The organism is Caballeronia glebae (genome assembly GCF_001545035.1).
GTDB lineage: Bacteria > Pseudomonadota > Gammaproteobacteria > Burkholderiales > Burkholderiaceae > Caballeronia > Caballeronia glebae.
The window spans coordinates 22,476-38,280 of sequence record NZ_FCOJ02000035.1 but is presented as its reverse complement, the minus strand read 5'-3'; the positions used below and the strand labels follow the sequence as shown (position 1 = coordinate 38,280).

Below are 15,805 nucleotides of genomic sequence, written 5' to 3'. Positions count from 1 at the left end.
AGGCTCCGTCTGTCATCGCACATTCATGCGTGAGCAACGCGGGGATTTCGATGTTGCGTCGCGCAAGGGCGACGCGGACCGATTGGAATAGACGTGCGGCGATGCTTATTCGTCGTCGCCGGCGGGCGCTTTCTCCGTGCGTTTGCCGCTGCGGCCGATCTGCTCTTCCAGCGCGCGATCGAACTTGCTGACCTTGCGCGGCTTGGCCGGATCGCGCGCGTTGACGAACGCGACGAAGTCGTCCATGGGCATCGGCTCGGAGATTTTTTTCAAGCCTTCGGGCGAACGCTCAACGAGATAGAAGTAGCCGCCCGGCATCGAGATGGCCGCGTAATTGGCGTTGCCGCTGCGCGTCTTGAGCCGTTCCACGGCGCCGATGGCTTTGGTCGAGCGCATGTTCGTGCCTGCTTATTTCTGGGGTTCGTCGTGGGCGGTCGAATCCGCCGGCGCGCATTTCTTGCCCGCGCCTTCGATCCACAAGTTCGACGGATGACGCTGGCCCGGATAGTAGCGATATGTGGTCTCGCCGTTGTCGTAGCGGACCTTGATCACGTTCGAATCGCCGAATTCGAGCATCACGCCTTGCGGGATGGACGTCTGTTTATATTGGGCGTCGTGCTTTTTCGCTTCGCCGGCGATGCATTGCACGATGCCGTTCACCTTGTTCTCCGTCGACGACTTCTCGACTTCGGGTTGTCCCGCATCTTCGTTATGAAACTGGGCGCAGGCGGCGAAAAGCACAGGCAACGCGAGCGCCGCGGCGAGTTTTTTCATGGTATTCCCCGTTGATCTCTTGGTGCCGAACGCGACATTAGAGCACAAGCCCTTTACAGTCCGGTCAGGTTGGCGGGATGCACCCGATCGACGCAGCAAGGCCCGCGCCCGCATGCGCCGCGCTTCACGCGTCGGGCGGCACGTCGAGCAGCGGCAGCGTCGCGCCGACGATGCCCGAGAACACCGGCCCGGCCACCGTGCCGCCGTAGTAGGTGCCGCCCGTGGGCTCGTCGATCATGACGGCCACGATCACGCGCGGATCGCTCATCGGCGCGATGCCGACGAAAGACGCCCGGTACTTGTTCGCCGCATACGAGCGTCCGACCTGCTTACGCGCGGTGCCCGTCTTGCCGCCGACGCGATAGCCTTCGACCGCCGCCGCGCGCCCGGTGCCGTGGTCGCCGGTCGCATTTTCGAGCATGTTGCGCACGGCCTTCGCGGTCGCGGGCTTCGTCACTTGCAGAGCGTCACGGCGCGTTTCGCCCTGAATCAGCGTGGCGGGGTGAAAGCGTCCGTCGCCGGCGTAAGCGGTATAGATCTGCGCGATCTGCACGAGCGAGAGCGACATGCCGTAGCCGTAAGCCATCGTCGCCTGTTCGATCGGCTTCCAGCGCTCGGGCGAGCGCAGGCGGCCGGTCGCGGCGCCCGGAAACGTTAGCTCGGGCGCGCGGCCGATGCCGTATTCGCGGTACTTGTCCCAGATCGTCTGCGCGGGAATCTGCAGCGCGAGCTTCGTGAGCGCGACGTTGCTCGACATCTGCACCGCCTCGGCCACGGTGATGATCCCGTGATTCGACGTGTCGTGAATCACGTTCGGGCCGAGCTTGAACGTGCCGGGCGTGGTGTCGATGCGCGTTTCGGGCCGCACGCGGCCGAGATCGATCGACAACGCGGCGACGAGCGGCTTGATGGTCGAACCGGGCTCGAAGGTGTCCGTGAGCGCGCGGTTGCGCAACTGCTCGCCATTGAGGCGCGAGCGGTCGTTCGGATCGAAGCTCGGATAATTGGCGAGCGCGAGCACTTCGCCGGTCTTCGCATCGAGCACGACGACGCTGCCCGCGCGCGCCTTGTGCTTCGCGATCGCGGCCTTGAGTTGCGAGTGCGCGAGCTGCTGAATGCGCCGGTCGATCGTCAGTTGAATGGTCTCGCCGTTCTGCGGCATGGCCGTTTCGCCGATCTCCAGGACGACGCGCCCGAGCCGGTCGCGGATCACTTCGCGCTGGCCGGCCGCGCCCGTCAGACGCGCATCGGCGGCAAGTTCGACGCCTTCCTGCCCGTGATCCTCGTTATTCGTGAAGCCGACCACGTGCGCCGCCGATTCGCCTTCCGGATAGAAGCGCTTCGTGTCCGGCACGAGCGTGATGCCCGCGCGTCCAATCGTCGCGATACGTTCGGCGGTTTCCGCTTCGACCTGACGTTTGAGCAGCACGAACGCGCGATTCCCGTCCATGCGCCGTTGCAGATCCTTCGGCGGCATGTCGAGCAGACGCCCGATCTCCTCGCCGTGGTCGCCGTCGAAGAGCTTGGGCGTCGCCCAGACTTCGTAAGTGGCGAGGCTCACGGCGAGCATCGCGCCATTGCGATCGACGATGCGCCCGCGCGTCGCCGAGAGCGCCAGCGTGCGCTGATAGCGCTTCTGTCCTTCGCCGAGATAAAACTCGTGGTCGATGACCTGCACCCATAGCGCGCGCCCGGCGAGCGCGAGAAACGCCGCCGTCACGCCGATCACGACGAGCCGCGAGCGCCATGCCGGCAGCCGGTTCGCGAGCACCGTGTTGCGGTGATGCGTGTGGAAATCGCTGGCGCCGCGCGTCTTCTTCTTGAACATCGTGGCCTTGTGATTAAGCTTGGTTGTGCCGGTCGGGATGTCCGCGCATTCAGGGCAAACGGGCGAGCGCGGCGTCGAGATCGGGGCTATCCGGCAGACGAATGCCCAGTTCGCTTTCGAGCACGCGGCGCAGGTCGGCCACGCCGTCGAGTTCGCGCTGATCGCTGCCTTCGCGTTCGTCGTGAACCGAGAAGCGGCGGTTGAACAGGCCGAGGCGCTTGCCCGGCGCGAGACGCGCGGCAAGCAGGTTGTGCAGGAAGATCGACTGCGGATGCGTCGACACGAAATGGTTGGCCGTCTCGTAGTCGGCGTCATACTGCGGGCCGAGGTCGAAGCGATAGACGTTCGTCCATGCGCCATTTACGAGCGCCCGCAGGATATAGCCGGGCGCATCGCCATCGGTGTCGTCGAGACGAAACGCGCCGTGCGGCGTGATTTGTTCGAGGTTCGTCTGGAGCGCGAGCGGCGCGGACAGCGTCATGCCGCCGAAGCCAACATCGGCGAGATACGTGCCTTCGTCGAGATCGACGAGCAGCAGCATGTGCGTGCGCGGCGGCATGTCCTGCGCTTCACGTCCCCACAGGACGCGGCCCGCGAAGCTGCGCACGCGAAAACCCAGCGTCTGCAATACGCTGCGAAAAAGCCGGTTTTGTTCGAAGCAGTAGCCGCCGCGCCGCTCGGTCACGAGCTTGCGCTGGATCAAGTCCAGATCAAGACTGACCTGCCGACCGATCAGTACGTCTAGATTTTCGAACGGAATGGCCTGAGGATGCAGCAGATGCAGCGCGCGCAACGTGTCGAGCGTCGGCGCGGGTCGCGCCGGTCCGGAAAATCCGATGCGCTCGAAGTAAGCGGAAAGGTCGATGGAACTGTCGTGTGCGTTCATGTGGAGTTCAGGCTTCGTAAAGCTTCGATTTCGCAATGTCCGCGAGCGCTGTCGCCAGGCGCGCATATTTTACGACACGAAAGGTTAAAAATTACAAACTGCATACGTTAATCGTCGCGCAAGCTGGCACGGTACTGTCCGAATGAACTGTGCCGCATCGATTAAGGTCTTTCTATGTTCAAGTGCAAATGACAAGGGGCGATAAGCCATGCCGCAAGAATCGAACAAAGCAAATCCCGCGAACCCGGTGAGCGCGACATGCGCCGGCAAGCATCCCGCGCCGCCATGCACGCTCGTGATTTTCGGAGCGGGCGGCGATCTCACCAAGCGGTTGTTGATGCCGTCGCTCTATAACCTGTCCGCCGACAAGCTGCTCGACGACGGCATGGAAATCATCGGCGTGAATCACGGCGAGCGCGAGACGTCCGAATGGCGCGACGAACTTACGCAGTCGCTGCGCACGTTCGCCGCCGACAAGGCCGCGACGTTCCATACGTCGCAGTTGAACGAGGACGCGTGGAACTGGGTCGTCGGACGGCTCGAATATTTCCCCGGCGAGTTCGAGGAAGACGAAACCTTCGCGCGGCTCAAGGCGCGGCTCGCGAAGGCGAAGTCGGGCAATGTCATGTTCTATCTCGCGGTCGGCGCGCGCTTTTTCCAGCCGATCATTGAGCATCTCGGCGCGGCCGGAATGCTCGAAGAGAAGGACGGCAATTTCAGACGGCTCGTCATCGAGAAGCCGTTTGGCAGCGATCTGGCGTCGGCACAGGCACTCAACCGCTGCATCCAGAAGTACGCGGGCGAGTCGCAGGTCTATCGCATCGACCATTTTCTCGGCAAGGATACCGTGCAGAGCATTCTGGCCGTGCGCTTCGCCAACGCGATGTTCGAGCCCATCTGGCGGCGCGAATATATCGACAACGTGCAGATCACGGCGGCGGAGACGATCGGCGTGGAAGCGCGCGGCGCGTTTTACGAGCAGACGGGCGCGTTTCGCGACATGCTGCCGAACCATCTGTTCCAGTTGCTCGGCATGGTCGCGATGGAGCCGCCCAATTCCTTCGATGCCGAAGCCGTGCGCGACAGAAAAGCCGAAGTCTTCGATGCGATCCGCCCGCTCACGGCGGACGATGTCGTGCTCGGCCAGTACGAAGCCGGTCCCGCCGGGCAGGGCTACAAGGAAGAGCCGGGCGTCGCGAAGGACAGCCGCACCGAAACCTACGCGGCGGCGCGCGTGTATGTGGATAACTGGCGCTGGGCGGGCGTGCCGTTCTATCTGCGCACGGGCAAGCGTCTTTCCGAGCGGCGCACGGAGATCACGGTGCAATTGAAAGCGGTGCCGTTTCTGATGTTCCGCGATACGCCCGTCGATGCGCTCACGCCGAACGTGTTCACGCTGCGCATCGATCCGGCGCACGGCACGTCCTTCGACTTCAACGTGAAGGTGCCGGGTCCGCTGATGCAGATCGGCAAGGTGCGCTCGGCGTTCAATTACGCCGATTTCTTCGCGGAGCGCGCGAACGTCGGCTATGAGACGCTGCTTTACGACTGCATGCTCGGCGACGCCACGCTTTTCCAGCGCGCGGACAGCATCGAGACGGCGTGGGCGGCGGTGGATCGCGTGCTGCATCCGGACAGCCCGCTGCCCGTGCGCGGCTATGCGGCGGGCAGCGCGGGACCGGCGGAAGCGGACCGGCTGCTTGCGGAGGACGGCCGCGCGTGGCGCCCGCTGACCGACGCGCACAAGAAGGACTGAACCCATGCAACCGCAACGCCAACCGCAACGCCAACCACAATGCCAACCAAAAGGACAACGAGCGTGAGCACAGAATCAAGAGCCAAACAGAAGACCCATGTCTCGGCGGACAAACTCGCGATCAAGGCGGACCGCATTCTCGCGATCGATATCGGCGGGACCGGATTGAAGGCGGCCATCATCTCGGAGGACGGAGAGATGAAGAGCGATCGCGTGCGCGTGGCGACGCCGCATCCGTCGAAGCCCGACGTGGTCGTCGAGGCGATCATCAAACTGATTGCGCCGATCGTCGCCGAACCGCCGACGCACATTTCCATCGGCTTTCCCGGCGTCGTGCGCGACAACATCGTGCTGACCGCACCGAATCTCGGCACGCCCGCCTGGCGCGGCGTGCCGCTCGCCCAGCTGATTTCCGAGCGGCTCGGCAACGTGCCCGCGCGCATGATCAACGACGCCGAGATGCAAGGGCTCGCGGCAATCGAAGGGCGCGGTATCGAGCTGGTGCTGACGCTCGGCACGGGCGCGGGCACCGCGCTCTTTCGCGATGGCGAGCTGATGCCGCATCTGGAGCTCGCGCATCATCCGGTCGCGAAGGACAAGACTTACGACGAGTACATCGGCAACGCGGCGTTTGAGAAGGCGGGCAAGAAGCGCTGGAACCGGCGCGTGGAGAAGATCATCGGCATCCTGGCGACGCTCGTGAATTACGACAAGCTCTGGATCGGCGGCGGCAATGCGGCGAACATCAAGTTCAAGCTGCCGGATAACGTCGCGATCGTGTCGAACGCGGCGGGCATTGAAGGCGGCGCGCAACTGTGGCATCCGCGCTCGGTGCGCGAGACGCGCCAGTTGCCGCACTTCAATCAGCGTGAAGGAGCGCACTGATGAACGGCATCGGCAGATTCGGTCTTCACGGCGCGAGCGACGGCGATGACGACGACGCCGCCTACGAAGCGCTCGCGAAAGTGGAACTCGTCGTCACCGATTGCGACGGCACGCTGCTCTATACCGACAAGGCTCTGGGCGAGCCAGCGGTCGACGCCGTGCGCCGTCTGAAGGAGGCCGGCGTGCGTTTTACCGTGGCGAGCAGCCGGCCGGGCAAGGGCATGCGGCATATCGTCGAGGCGCTGGGCGTCGACATGCCTTACGCGTCGTACAACGGCGGCAGTCTGGTTAAGCCTGGCACGTGGGAAGTGCTGTCGTCGCACAAACTGCCGCGCGACGTCGTGCAGACGTCGCTCGAAGCGCTCGCCGCCGCGAAGGTCGACGCGTGGGTGTTCATCGACGACGCGTGGTATCTGACCCATCCCGAAGGCGCCTACGTGGCGCTAGAGACGCGCACGGTCGGCTACGAAGGCGTGTGCGTCACGCGTTTCGACGACCTCGATCTCGACGCGGTCGACAAGATTGTCGGTTCGACCGCAGATACGGCGCTGCTCGCGCGTGTTGAAAGCAGCGTGCAGAAGCAACTGGAAGGCCGTGGACACGCGGCGCGCTCGCAAACCTATTATCTCGATATCACGAGCCTCGAAGCCAACAAGGGCACCGCGGTGCGCGAGCTCGCGCAACTCGCGGGCGTACCGCTTGAGCGCGTGGCTGTGCTCGGCGACATGGGCAACGATGTGGCGATGTTCGAGATCGCGGGCGTTTCGATCGCGATGGGGCAGGCATCCGACACCGTGCAGCGTCACGCGAGCCTGGTCTCGAAGAGCAACGACGAGGACGGCTTCGCGATCGGCATCGACGCGCTGCTTGCGGCGCGCGGTGCGGCGGGAGGCTGAAAGGGGAAGAGGCGTCGACGCGTGGCGCGGCCGGTGCAAACAGGCATGCGGCCGCGTCGAAGCAGGGGGCGATCCGCGCGTTGGTCAAAAGCGTGCGCTGCGGATCAGGCTCACGCTCGTTGCGGATGATTCAGATGAAACGGCCGAAAATCAACGACGGCGCATCGGCGCGCGCGGGCCGCCGGTGCCGGCACGCTCGTCTTTGTGACGGAAGTTGATGCGGCCCTTGGTCAGGTCGTACACCGACAGTTCCAGCGTTACGCGGTCGCCGGCCAGAATACGGATGTGATTCTTGCGCATGCGGCCCGAGGCGTAAGCGCCCACGACGACGCCGTTGTCCAGCGTGACGCGATAGCGGCTGTCGGGAAGCACTTCGTCAACGATACCGTCGAGTTCGAGTAGTTCTTCTTTCGCCATATGCGGCTCCTGTGATGAGTTGTAGTGGGTGCTGCCGCGCATCGTCCGAAAAACGCGCATTTGCGCCAATGATCCGTTAAGCGCCGCTGCCGGAAAGCGTCGTCGCTACGAATCGTAAGAGGCGATGCAAAGCGTGGCCTGGCACCTCCATGCACGATCGAACGTGCAATCGGAGCGCGCCGCGTCTCAAATTCAGGCTCGTCGTGAGCTTGACGGCATAGGCCGGACAAAAGGGCGAACCGCGGAGGCGGCGCGCCGCGGCCGGCATGACCGGGACGGCGACATCGGCGGACAGCGGAGCCGACGTGCGGGTGAAACGGAAAAGCAACGTGTGCTGCGGAAGTGAGCGCTTCTGCGGTGCGCTTACGTCATGTGCGGTCGATAAGCCGATTTTGCAAGGCCGGACGATATTCTCTCGCAAATCGCTTGATTAGACAATGAATTTCGCCTTCAGGTTCTTGCAAGGAACTGTTGCACTACAGCCAGCCGGCTTTCTTGAAGCGCCAGTAGAGCGCGACGTCGACGATCAGCATGACCGCGAGACAGGTCGGATAGCCGTAGACCCAGTCCAGCTCCGGAATCGACTTGAAATTCATCCCGTAGATGCCGGCGATCATGGTCGGCACGGCGAAGAGCGCGGCGAACGAGCCGAGGCGCTTGGTCACTTCGCTCTCCGCGAGCGCGATCAGGCCGAGATTCACCTGGATCGCCGTGACGATCATTTCGCGCCGTCCTTCGATGGTCTTCACGATGCGCAGCAAATGATCGTACACGTCGCGGAAATATTCCTGCATGCCGGAGCATACGCCGGGCGAGCGCCCACCATACAGTTTGCTGACGGCTTCGAGCAGCGGCGCGGTGTGGTGTTGCAGGATCGTCATGCGGCGCTTGAGCGAGTATAGATCCTCGATGATCTCGCGCGATTCCACCGAACCTTTCTGCTCGAAGATGCGTTCTTCCACCTCGTCGACTTCCGCGCCGAGCGTTTCGAGCACGGGAAAGTATCGATCGACGACCGCATCGAGCAGCGCGTACATCACGAACGCCGGACCGTGCTTGAGCAGATGCGGCTCGCGCTCGCAGCGCTTGCGCACTTCCTGAAAGCCCTGCGTCGTGCGGTTGCGCACCGAAAGCACGTAGTTCGTGCCGACGAACACGTTCATCTCGCCGACGAGGACTTCGCCTTCTTCATCGAACTCGACCGTATGAAAGACCGCGAACAGCGAATCGCCGTATTCCTCGATCTTCGGCCGCTGATGACCGTGTTGTGCGTCTTCGACCGCCAGTTCATGCAGGCCGAACTGCTGCGTCATGTGCGCGAGTTCGCCGGGACCGGGTTCCTTCAGTGCAACCCAAATGAAAGAGTCGGGCAGATCGCGGTAGGCGTTGATATCGTCGATCTCGACATCCGCGAGCTTTCGGCCATTTTGATAAGCCGCGCAATTGACCAGCATGGGGCGCCCTTTATAGTTATTTCGATGTCACCGGCCACGCGTCGATGGGCGCTCGAAGTCGCGTGATTCGCTAAGGGCGCGAGCGCGTGGCCTTCATCCACCGAATCTTAGCTGGACATGCGCCGGGTTGCCAGCGAGTGGCGAGCGTGCAAGTTGCCCAGCACGCGCGGTGGACTCGAGTTCGACGAAATGAGACGGTGACATCGCCGGTGACGCAGACATGGTGCGAGCTTGCGCACGTCCACATGCGAGTGACGTTTCAGCAGGATATCGAAGCAAAATTCCACGATCTGGCGAGTCAAGAATTGTGACGTCCGCGCAATCAGGATGACTTGATATCGACCCAGGCCATTTGCGAGCCGTCGCCCATCAGGAAGGCGCGATTCGCTTCGGCCGCCGCGCGCAGATAGTCCCACACGGCCGTGATGCGCTTCAACTTGCGCAAGTCCTCGCGGCAGGACAGATAGAAGGCGCGCGTCACGACGATTTCGTCGGGCAATACGGGCACGAAGCGCGGATCGGCCGAGGTCATGAAGCACGGCAGGATCGCGAGCGCGCGGCCCTGCAGCGCGGCGAAGTATTGCGCGATCGCACTCGTGCTGCGCCAGCGCGACACCGCGCCCGGCACCGCGCGTTCGAGATACAGCAATTCGTAGCTGAACGCGAGATCGTCGATATAGCTTGCAAAGCGATGATGGCGCAGATCGTCGCTCGTGCGAATCGGTCCGTGCGCGTCGAGATATTCGGCGGTCGCGTAGAGCTTGAGCCGGTATTCGCACAGCTTCGTGTAGACATACTGGCCTTGCTCGGGGCGCTCTAGCGTCACCGCGATATCCGCCTCGCGCTTCGACAAGCTCACGAAATGCGGCACCGGCAAAAGATCGATGGAAATGTTCGGATGTGCGTCCTGAAAGCGCGCGAGCTGCGGCGCGAGAAAGAAGCAGCCGAAGCCTTCCGTCGATCCGACCCGCACGTGTCCGGACAGCGCGTGTCCCGTATTGGCGATCTGTTCGGTCGCGGATTGCACCGTCGTCTCGATCGAATCGACATAACCGAGCAGCCGCTGGCCCTCGGCGGTCAGAATGAATCCGCCGCTGCGCGACTTGTCGAACAGAAGTGTGCCGAGCGCGTCTTCCAGCGCGCGCACGCGCCGTGCGACGGTCGTGTAATCGACGCCCAGCCGCTTCGCCGCGCCGCTCGCGCGCTGGGTGCGGGCAACTTCGAGGAAGAATCGCAGATCGTCCCAGTTGAGTCGGGTCAGGTCGAGCTTGCCGGTTTGCATGGCGTGTTTTTGCATATCGATCGGGTATTTTTATAGTGCCATGATGGACTTTTGCATAACTATACTCAAGGAAACGAGCGTGCGGCACGGCACGCCGATTCTTATAGACGGAGACGACATGCCTTTCTCTACGGCGCCGCACCGGCGCTTCGGCCGCGCGTCTTCGCTTCCCATCCCATCCGCCGCATCGGCAACTTTCCAATCAAGGAGTGACTCGTGAATATCGCTGCTGAACATCCGGCGCAAAGTGCGTCCGTCCGCACGGCCAAGCTGCTCATCGACGGTCAGTTCGTCGATTCGAAGACGACGGAGTGGCGCGACATCGTCAATCCGGCGACGCAGGAAGTCGTCGGCCGCGTGCCGTTTGCGACGATGGACGAAGTGAACGCCGCCGTCGCCGCGGCGCACAAGGCGTTTCAGACGTGGCGCACGACGCCGCTCGGCGCGCGCATGCGCCTGATGCTCAAGTTCCAGGATCTCGTGCGCCAGAACCAGAAGCGCATCGCGCAGACCTTGACGGCCGAGCAGGGCAAGACGCTCGCCGATGCCGAAGGCGACATCTTCCGCGGTCTTGAAGTCGTCGAGCATGCGTGCTCGATCAGCACCTTGCAGCAAGGCGAGTTCTCGGAAAACGTCGCGGGCGGCGTCGACACGTACACGCTGCGCCAGCCCATCGGCGTGTGCGCGGGCATCACGCCGTTCAATTTTCCCGCGATGATCCCGCTATGGATGTTCCCGATGGCCATCGTCTGCGGCAACACCTTCGTGCTGAAGCCGTCGGAACAGGACCCGCTTTCGACCATGGAACTCGTGGAACTCGCACTCGAAGCGGGCGTGCCGGCCGGCGTGCTGAACGTCGTGCATGGCGGCAAGGAGGTCGTCGATGCGATCTGCACGCATCCCGATATCAAGGCGATCTCGTTCGTCGGCTCGACGGCCGTCGGCACGCACGTCTACAACCTCGCGAGCCAGCACGGCAAACGCGTGCAATCGATGATGGGCGCGAAGAATCACGCCGTCGTGCTGCCCGACGCGAACAAGGAGCAGACGCTCAATGCGCTCGCGGGCGCGGGCTTCGGCGCGGCGGGTCAGCGCTGCATGGCGACGTCGGTGGCCGTGTTCGTCGGGGCGTCGAAGGACTGGGTGCCCGAACTCGTCGAGAAAGCGAAAACCCTCAAGGTCAATGGCGGCACCGAGCCGAATACGGATGTCGGCCCGGTCGTGTCGAAGGCGGCGAAGGAGCGCGTTCTCGGGCTGATCGGCCAGGGCGTGGAAGAGGGCGCGACGCTCGCGCTCGATGGCCGCAATATCGACGTGAAGGGCTACGAGAGCGGCAATTTCATCGGCCCGACGATTTTCACGAACGTCGACACCAACATGTCGATCTACAAGACGGAGATCTTCGGCCCGGTGCTTTGCGTGGTGGAAGCCGACACGCTCGACGACGCCATCGCGCTCGTCAACCGCAATCCGATGGGCAACGGCGTCGGTCTCTTCACGCAAAGCGGCGCGGCGGCGCGCAAGTTCCAGAGCGAGATCGATATCGGCCAGGTCGGCATAAACATTCCGATTCCGGTGCCTGTGCCCGCGTTCAGCTTTACCGGCTCGCGCGGCTCGAAGCTCGGCGACCTCGGCCCGTACGGCAAACAGGTCGTGCAGTTCTACACGCAGACGAAGACGGTCACGGCGCGCTGGTTCGACGACGCCACGGTGAACGACGGCGTCAACACGACCATCGCGCTTCGTTGAGGAGATTTCTCATGCAAATCGGCTTCATTGGCTTGGGTCACATGGGCGGTCCGATGGCCGCCAATCTCCTGAAAGCGGGTCACGCGGTGACGGCGTTCGATCTCGTGCCCGCCGCGCTCGACGCAGCGAAGGCGGCGGGCGCGACGCTCGCCGCATCGCCGCGCGCGGCGGTCGAAGGCGCGCAGGTCGTCATCACCATGCTGCCCGCGGCGCAGCATGTGAAGACGGTCTATCTGGGCGATGACGGCGTGCTCGCCGGGGTCGCCGCGGGCGTGCCGCTCGTCGATAGCAGCACGATCGATCCGTCTACCGCGAGGTTCATCGGCGAAGCGGCTTCGAAGCAGGGCAATCCGTTCGCGGATGCGCCCGTTTCCGGCGGCGTCGTCGGTGCGCAGGCGGGCACGCTGACCTTCATGGTCGGCGCGGACGAAGCGCTATTCGAAACTTTGCGTCCCGTGTTGTCCGGTATGGGAAAAAATATGGTGCGCTGCGGCGAAACCGGCACCGGCCAGATCGCGAAGATTTGCAATAACCTGCTGCTAGGGATTTCCATGATCGGAGTCGCCGAAGCGATGAAACTCGGCGAAACGCTCGGCATCGATCCGGCGAAGCTGGCGAGCATCCTGAATACTTCGACAGGGCGTTGCTGGAGTTCGGATACGTGTAATCCCTATCCGGGTATCGTCGAAACGGCGCCGGCTTCGCGCGGTTATTCGGGCGGATTCGGCGCGGATCTGATGTTGAAGGATCTCGGCCTCGCCGTGGATGCGGCGCGCGGCGCGAAGCAGCCGGTTTTCATGGGCGCGCTGGCACAACAGTTGTATCAGTCGATGAGCCAGCAAGGACTCGGCGCGCTCGACTTTTCCGGCATTATCAAGCTATACGCGAAGAACTGACGCGCTCGATAAAACTCAAATACTTTAGGAAATCGGCACGCACGCGCGTGCCGAATTAAGGGCCGGGAAATAACTGCTTTATTCAGTTGCACTGCACAAAGCTTCGCGCGCTTCCTTATTGGACGTGATCATCGGGAATACGATGATTCGCTTTCCCGAAAATTGTCCTATTCTGAAAGCACGACGCCCGTCAGCCGTTCGCTCAGAACGCTCCGGTTGCGCCACAGTGCAGGTAGAACGCCCGTCGTTTTCGGGCAATCAGATGAGGGAGCGCGCGATGCAAGTAACACGTCACTTAAATATGGAATTGCGGCACGCCACGGTGCCGACTTATGTCGCCAGCTATTTCTTCCCGTTGCTGCTATTGGCATACGAAGTTTGGCGAGTGGGGTCCTGGGTCGCGGTGAACGGCTTCAACTTCATGAACTACAGCTCGATGGGTTATGAGTTCGCGTTGATGATTGCCGTGTTCTGCATGCAGATAATCGTGGAAATCGCGTTCCTCGCGGGCGCCGTTCTGACGAAGCACAAGGACGTCGGCCATAGGCTGGCGAATCTGGCGCTGGGGCTTTTCTGCTCGATGGTGGTGCTGGGTTTCGATCTGGCGCTGCAATACGGTTTGAGCGGTAGCTGATCGATAACGGTTCGCGCGCCTGATCCGAAAGTAAAGATGCCGGTTGCTCGCAACCGGCATTTTCTTTTCTCCTAGCAACCCGCCGCGCTTGCCAGGGCCGGCGGCGTTTCCGACCTTTCCTCGTAGCACTTTTTGTCCGCATCTTTCAGCGCGCTGCGCAAGCCTTCTTCCACGGTCGGGTGATAGAAGGGCAGATTGAGCGCTTCATCGAGCGTCAGTTCCAGTTGCAGCGCCCACGCGAGCAGATGCCCGAGATGCTCCATTGCCGGGCCGCAACCCTGGGCGCCGCGCAGCTTGCCGGTTTTCGCGTCGGCGTAGACGTGCAGCAGGCCGCGATTCTGCCGCATCACGCGGCTCCGGCCCTGATTCTCGAACGAAACTTCGCCAGTCACCGTCATCTGCTTGTCGAGATCGTCATACGATGCGCCGACGATCGCCACCTGCGGCTCGCAGAAGACGATCGAGAACGGCACCTTGCGTTTGATCCGCTGCACGTCGGGAAAGCGCGCGGCGTTGTCGCCCGCGAGCTTGCCTTCGTCGGCGGCGTCGTGAAGCCACGGGCGCGTGCCGTCGCAATCGCCCGCGATGAAAATAGCGCTTTTGCCGCATTGCATCGTGGTTTCATCGAACAGCGGCACGCCCTTTTCGTTCAGTTCGATGCCCGCGTTTTCGAGCGCGAGCGGCTTCAGATTCGGCGCGCGGCCGGTCGCGGCGAGCACGAGGTCGAACCGTTCGACATGCGCCTCGCCGTCCGGCGAAGTGAAGCGCAGCGTCGGCTGGCCGTCTTCGAGCGACATCACGTCGAACTTCGCGTCGGGATCGAAATAGAACTCGTCGGCGAGCGCACTGGCCAGTGCGTCGCGCACCGGTTTGTCCGTGAGCGCCCCAACGCCGCCGCCTTTGCCGAACATGAAGATTTCGATGCCCAGCCGCGCGAGCGCCTGCCCGAGTTCCAGCGCGATCGGCCCGCCGCCGAACACGGCGATGCGCCCGGGCAGCGTGCGCAACTCGAAGAGATCGTCGCTCGTGATGAGTTTGTCGCCGAACACCTTCAGCTCGTCTGGCACGCGCGGCGCCGCGCCCGTCGCGATCACGACGCGTTGGGCTTTTACGCGCGTGTCGTCGCCGACCAGCAATCGCGTCGGCGCTTCGAAGCGCGCCTTGCCGCGCAGCAGCATGCCGTCGGGCAGCGCTTCTATTTCGTCGAGCACGCCTTTGACGAAGTGATCGCGCTCGCGCCGCACGTAGTCGTGCACGTGCGCGTAGTCGGCTTCGAGCGCGTGCGTGCCTTCGATGCCGCGCGCGGCCAGCGAATGCGCATCGTGCAGACCGTTCGCCGCCGCGAGCAAGAGCTTCGACGGCATGCAGCCGACGCGCGCGCAGGTCGTGCCCAGTTCGCCGCCTTCGATCAGCACCGCGCTCACGCCCGCGAGCCGCGCCGCGCGAAACGCGGCCATGCCCGCCGTGCCGGCGCCGATCACGGCGACCTCCACCTCGATTTCGTTCATCCGTTTTCCGTTGTTTTCATGTCGATGCGGTATCAGCCGTTATCCGCGAATCCCGGGTAAAGCGTCATGCCGCCATCGACGAAAAGCGTTGTGCCGACGACGTAATCGCTTTCGTCCGACGCAAGCCAGACCGCCGCGCGCCCGATATCCTCGACCTCGCCGACGCGCCCGTACGGAATCAGCTTCAGCAGGCGATCGAGCTGTTCCTGCGTGTCCCACGCGTCCTTGTTGATCGGCGTGCGAATCGCGCCGGGCGCGATGCCGTTCACGCGGATACGCTGCGGCGCAACTTCCTGCGCGATCGTTTTCATCATCATCTGGATGCCGCCTTTGGACGCCGCGTAGTTCACGTGCCCGGCCCACGGAATGACCTCGTGCACGGAACTCATGCAGATGATTTTCCCGAGCGCCTTCGACACGTCGCGCATGCCGCGCCGCTCGAATTCGCGCACGGCGCGCTGCGCGGTGAGGAACTGGCCGGTGAGATTCGTTTCGATGACCGTATTCCAGTCGGCGAGCGTGAGCGCGGTGAACTTCGCATCCTTCTGCAAGCCCGAATTCGCGATGACGATATCGACCGTGCCGTAGCGTTTCACGACGGCATCGAACATCGCGTCGATCTGGGTTTCGTCGGTCACGTCCGCGCCGACCGCGAACGCTTCGCCGCCTTTTGCCGCGATGGCGGCGGCGAGCTTTTCAGCGGGTTCCGCGTGCGAGTGATAGTTGATGGCGACGTGCGCGCCCGCATCGGCGAGCGCGGTCGCTACGCCCGTGCCGATGCCGGAACTCGCGCCTGTCACGAGCGCGATCTGGCCTGCGAGGGGTTTGTGCATGTGCGTT

General features: G+C 63.2%; 15 protein-coding genes. 6 read left to right on the top strand and 9 right to left on the bottom strand.

The genetic code is table 11. The features are described from left to right. Positions 1 to 105: 105 nt before the first annotated feature. The 4 genes from AWB82_RS22425 to AWB82_RS22410 form a co-directional block, all read right to left on the bottom strand. The gene (locus AWB82_RS22425; protein ID WP_086971125.1) at positions 106 to 396 is read right to left on the bottom strand and encodes a hypothetical protein; all 291 of its coding nucleotides are present in this window, start codon (positions 394 to 396) and stop codon (positions 106 to 108) included. A gap of 12 nt (positions 397 to 408) precedes the next feature. Then, positions 409 to 774 (bottom strand): hypothetical protein, encoded by a 366-nt coding sequence (locus AWB82_RS22420; RefSeq protein ID WP_086971123.1) that lies wholly within the window; start codon positions 772 to 774, stop codon positions 409 to 411. A 124-nt stretch (positions 775 to 898) separates the two neighbouring features. Beyond that, a complete protein-coding gene (locus tag AWB82_RS22415; protein ID WP_086971120.1) occupies positions 899 to 2,602 on the bottom strand; it encodes a peptidoglycan D,D-transpeptidase FtsI family protein in 1,704 nt (567 codons plus the stop codon). Positions 2,603 to 2,651: 49 nt separating this feature from the next. Then, the gene (locus tag AWB82_RS22410) at positions 2,652 to 3,488 is read right to left on the bottom strand and encodes an arylamine N-acetyltransferase family protein (RefSeq protein WP_086971118.1); all 837 of its coding nucleotides are present in this window, start codon (positions 3,486 to 3,488) and stop codon (positions 2,652 to 2,654) included. Between the two features lie 208 nt (positions 3,489 to 3,696). Here AWB82_RS22410 and zwf point away from each other — a divergent pair, with 208 nt between their 5' ends. The 3 genes from zwf to AWB82_RS22395 all read left to right on the top strand — a co-directional run bounded on the left by zwf (position 3,697) and on the right by AWB82_RS22395 (position 7,025). After that, positions 3,697 to 5,244 (top strand): glucose-6-phosphate dehydrogenase, encoded by a 1,548-nt coding sequence (zwf, locus tag AWB82_RS22405; protein ID WP_086971117.1) that lies wholly within the window; start codon positions 3,697 to 3,699, stop codon positions 5,242 to 5,244. A 63-nt stretch (positions 5,245 to 5,307) separates the two neighbouring features. Next, positions 5,308 to 6,129, top strand: a complete 822-nt coding sequence (locus AWB82_RS22400; RefSeq protein ID WP_407643032.1) for an ROK family protein — start codon at positions 5,308 to 5,310, stop codon at positions 6,127 to 6,129. Continuing rightward, positions 6,129 to 7,025 (top strand): Cof-type HAD-IIB family hydrolase, encoded by an 897-nt coding sequence (locus tag AWB82_RS22395; protein WP_086971115.1) that lies wholly within the window; start codon positions 6,129 to 6,131, stop codon positions 7,023 to 7,025. The genes AWB82_RS22400 and AWB82_RS22395 overlap by 1 nt, the downstream gene beginning before the upstream one ends. Before the next feature lie 150 nt (positions 7,026 to 7,175). On the opposite strand, the gene infA is transcribed toward AWB82_RS22395, so the two are convergent. From infA to AWB82_RS22380, 3 genes are all read right to left on the bottom strand, one after another. After that, positions 7,176 to 7,442 carry a translation initiation factor IF-1 gene (gene infA, locus AWB82_RS22390; protein ID WP_086971113.1) on the bottom strand — a complete coding sequence of 89 codons (267 nt, stop codon included), beginning with the start codon at positions 7,440 to 7,442 and terminating at the stop codon, positions 7,176 to 7,178. 476 nt (positions 7,443 to 7,918) lie between these two features. Next, a complete protein-coding gene (corA, locus tag AWB82_RS22385; RefSeq protein ID WP_086971111.1) occupies positions 7,919 to 8,896 on the bottom strand; it encodes a magnesium/cobalt transporter CorA in 978 nt (325 codons plus the stop codon). Between the two features lie 322 nt (positions 8,897 to 9,218). Continuing rightward, positions 9,219 to 10,193, bottom strand: coding sequence for a LysR family transcriptional regulator (locus AWB82_RS22380; protein WP_086971109.1), 975 nt, complete (start codon positions 10,191 to 10,193; stop codon positions 9,219 to 9,221). A 201-nt stretch (positions 10,194 to 10,394) separates the two neighbouring features. On the opposite strand from AWB82_RS22380, the gene AWB82_RS22375 reads away from it, so the two are divergent. From AWB82_RS22375 to AWB82_RS22365, 3 genes are all read left to right on the top strand, one after another. After that, complete coding sequence (locus tag AWB82_RS22375; RefSeq protein WP_086971107.1) at positions 10,395 to 11,927, top strand: CoA-acylating methylmalonate-semialdehyde dehydrogenase; 1,533 nt, start codon at positions 10,395 to 10,397, stop codon at positions 11,925 to 11,927. A gap of 11 nt (positions 11,928 to 11,938) precedes the next feature. After that, positions 11,939 to 12,823: a 3-hydroxyisobutyrate dehydrogenase gene (gene mmsB / locus AWB82_RS22370; RefSeq protein ID WP_086971105.1), complete on the top strand. Its 885-nt coding sequence runs from the start codon at positions 11,939 to 11,941 to the stop codon at positions 12,821 to 12,823. 277 nt (positions 12,824 to 13,100) lie between these two features. Next, entirely contained in the window at positions 13,101 to 13,457 is a 357-nt protein-coding gene (locus tag AWB82_RS22365; RefSeq protein ID WP_235023399.1) for a hypothetical protein, read from the top strand. Positions 13,458 to 13,528: 71 nt separating this feature from the next. On the opposite strand, the gene AWB82_RS22360 is transcribed toward AWB82_RS22365, so the two are convergent. Continuing rightward, complete coding sequence (locus AWB82_RS22360; protein WP_086971102.1) at positions 13,529 to 14,965, bottom strand: dihydrolipoyl dehydrogenase; 1,437 nt, start codon at positions 14,963 to 14,965, stop codon at positions 13,529 to 13,531. A 32-nt stretch (positions 14,966 to 14,997) separates the two neighbouring features. Next, positions 14,998 to 15,798, bottom strand: coding sequence for a glucose 1-dehydrogenase (locus AWB82_RS22355; protein ID WP_086971101.1), 801 nt, complete (start codon positions 15,796 to 15,798; stop codon positions 14,998 to 15,000). Positions 15,799 to 15,805 lie beyond the last annotated feature (7 nt).

Excerpts from the sequence above, each read along its gene's own strand:
- AWB82_RS22425 (WP_086971125.1), bottom strand. The coding sequence starts at position 396 with ATGCGCTCGACCAAAGCCATCGGCGCCGTGGAACGGCTCAAGACGCGC.
- AWB82_RS22420 (WP_086971123.1), bottom strand. The coding sequence starts at position 774 with ATGAAAAAACTCGCCGCGGCGCTCGCGTTGCCTGTGCTTTTCGCCGCC.
- AWB82_RS22415 (WP_086971120.1), bottom strand. The coding sequence starts at position 2,602 with ATGTTCAAGAAGAAGACGCGCGGCGCCAGCGATTTCCACACGCATCAC.
- AWB82_RS22410 (WP_086971118.1), bottom strand. The coding sequence starts at position 3,488 with ATGAACGCACACGACAGTTCCATCGACCTTTCCGCTTACTTCGAGCGC.
- zwf (WP_086971117.1), top strand. The coding sequence starts at position 3,697 with ATGCCGCAAGAATCGAACAAAGCAAATCCCGCGAACCCGGTGAGCGCG.
- AWB82_RS22395 (WP_086971115.1), top strand. The coding sequence starts at position 6,129 with ATGAACGGCATCGGCAGATTCGGTCTTCACGGCGCGAGCGACGGCGAT.
- infA (WP_086971113.1), bottom strand. The coding sequence starts at position 7,442 with ATGGCGAAAGAAGAACTACTCGAACTCGACGGTATCGTTGACGAAGTG.
- corA (WP_086971111.1), bottom strand. The coding sequence starts at position 8,896 with ATGCTGGTCAATTGCGCGGCTTATCAAAATGGCCGAAAGCTCGCGGAT.
- AWB82_RS22380 (WP_086971109.1), bottom strand. The coding sequence starts at position 10,193 with ATGCAAAAACACGCCATGCAAACCGGCAAGCTCGACCTGACCCGACTC.
- mmsB (WP_086971105.1), top strand. The coding sequence starts at position 11,939 with ATGCAAATCGGCTTCATTGGCTTGGGTCACATGGGCGGTCCGATGGCC.
- AWB82_RS22365 (WP_235023399.1), top strand. The coding sequence starts at position 13,101 with ATGCAAGTAACACGTCACTTAAATATGGAATTGCGGCACGCCACGGTG.
- AWB82_RS22360 (WP_086971102.1), bottom strand. The coding sequence starts at position 14,965 with ATGAACGAAATCGAGGTGGAGGTCGCCGTGATCGGCGCCGGCACGGCG.
- AWB82_RS22355 (WP_086971101.1), bottom strand. The coding sequence starts at position 15,798 with ATGCACAAACCCCTCGCAGGCCAGATCGCGCTCGTGACAGGCGCGAGT.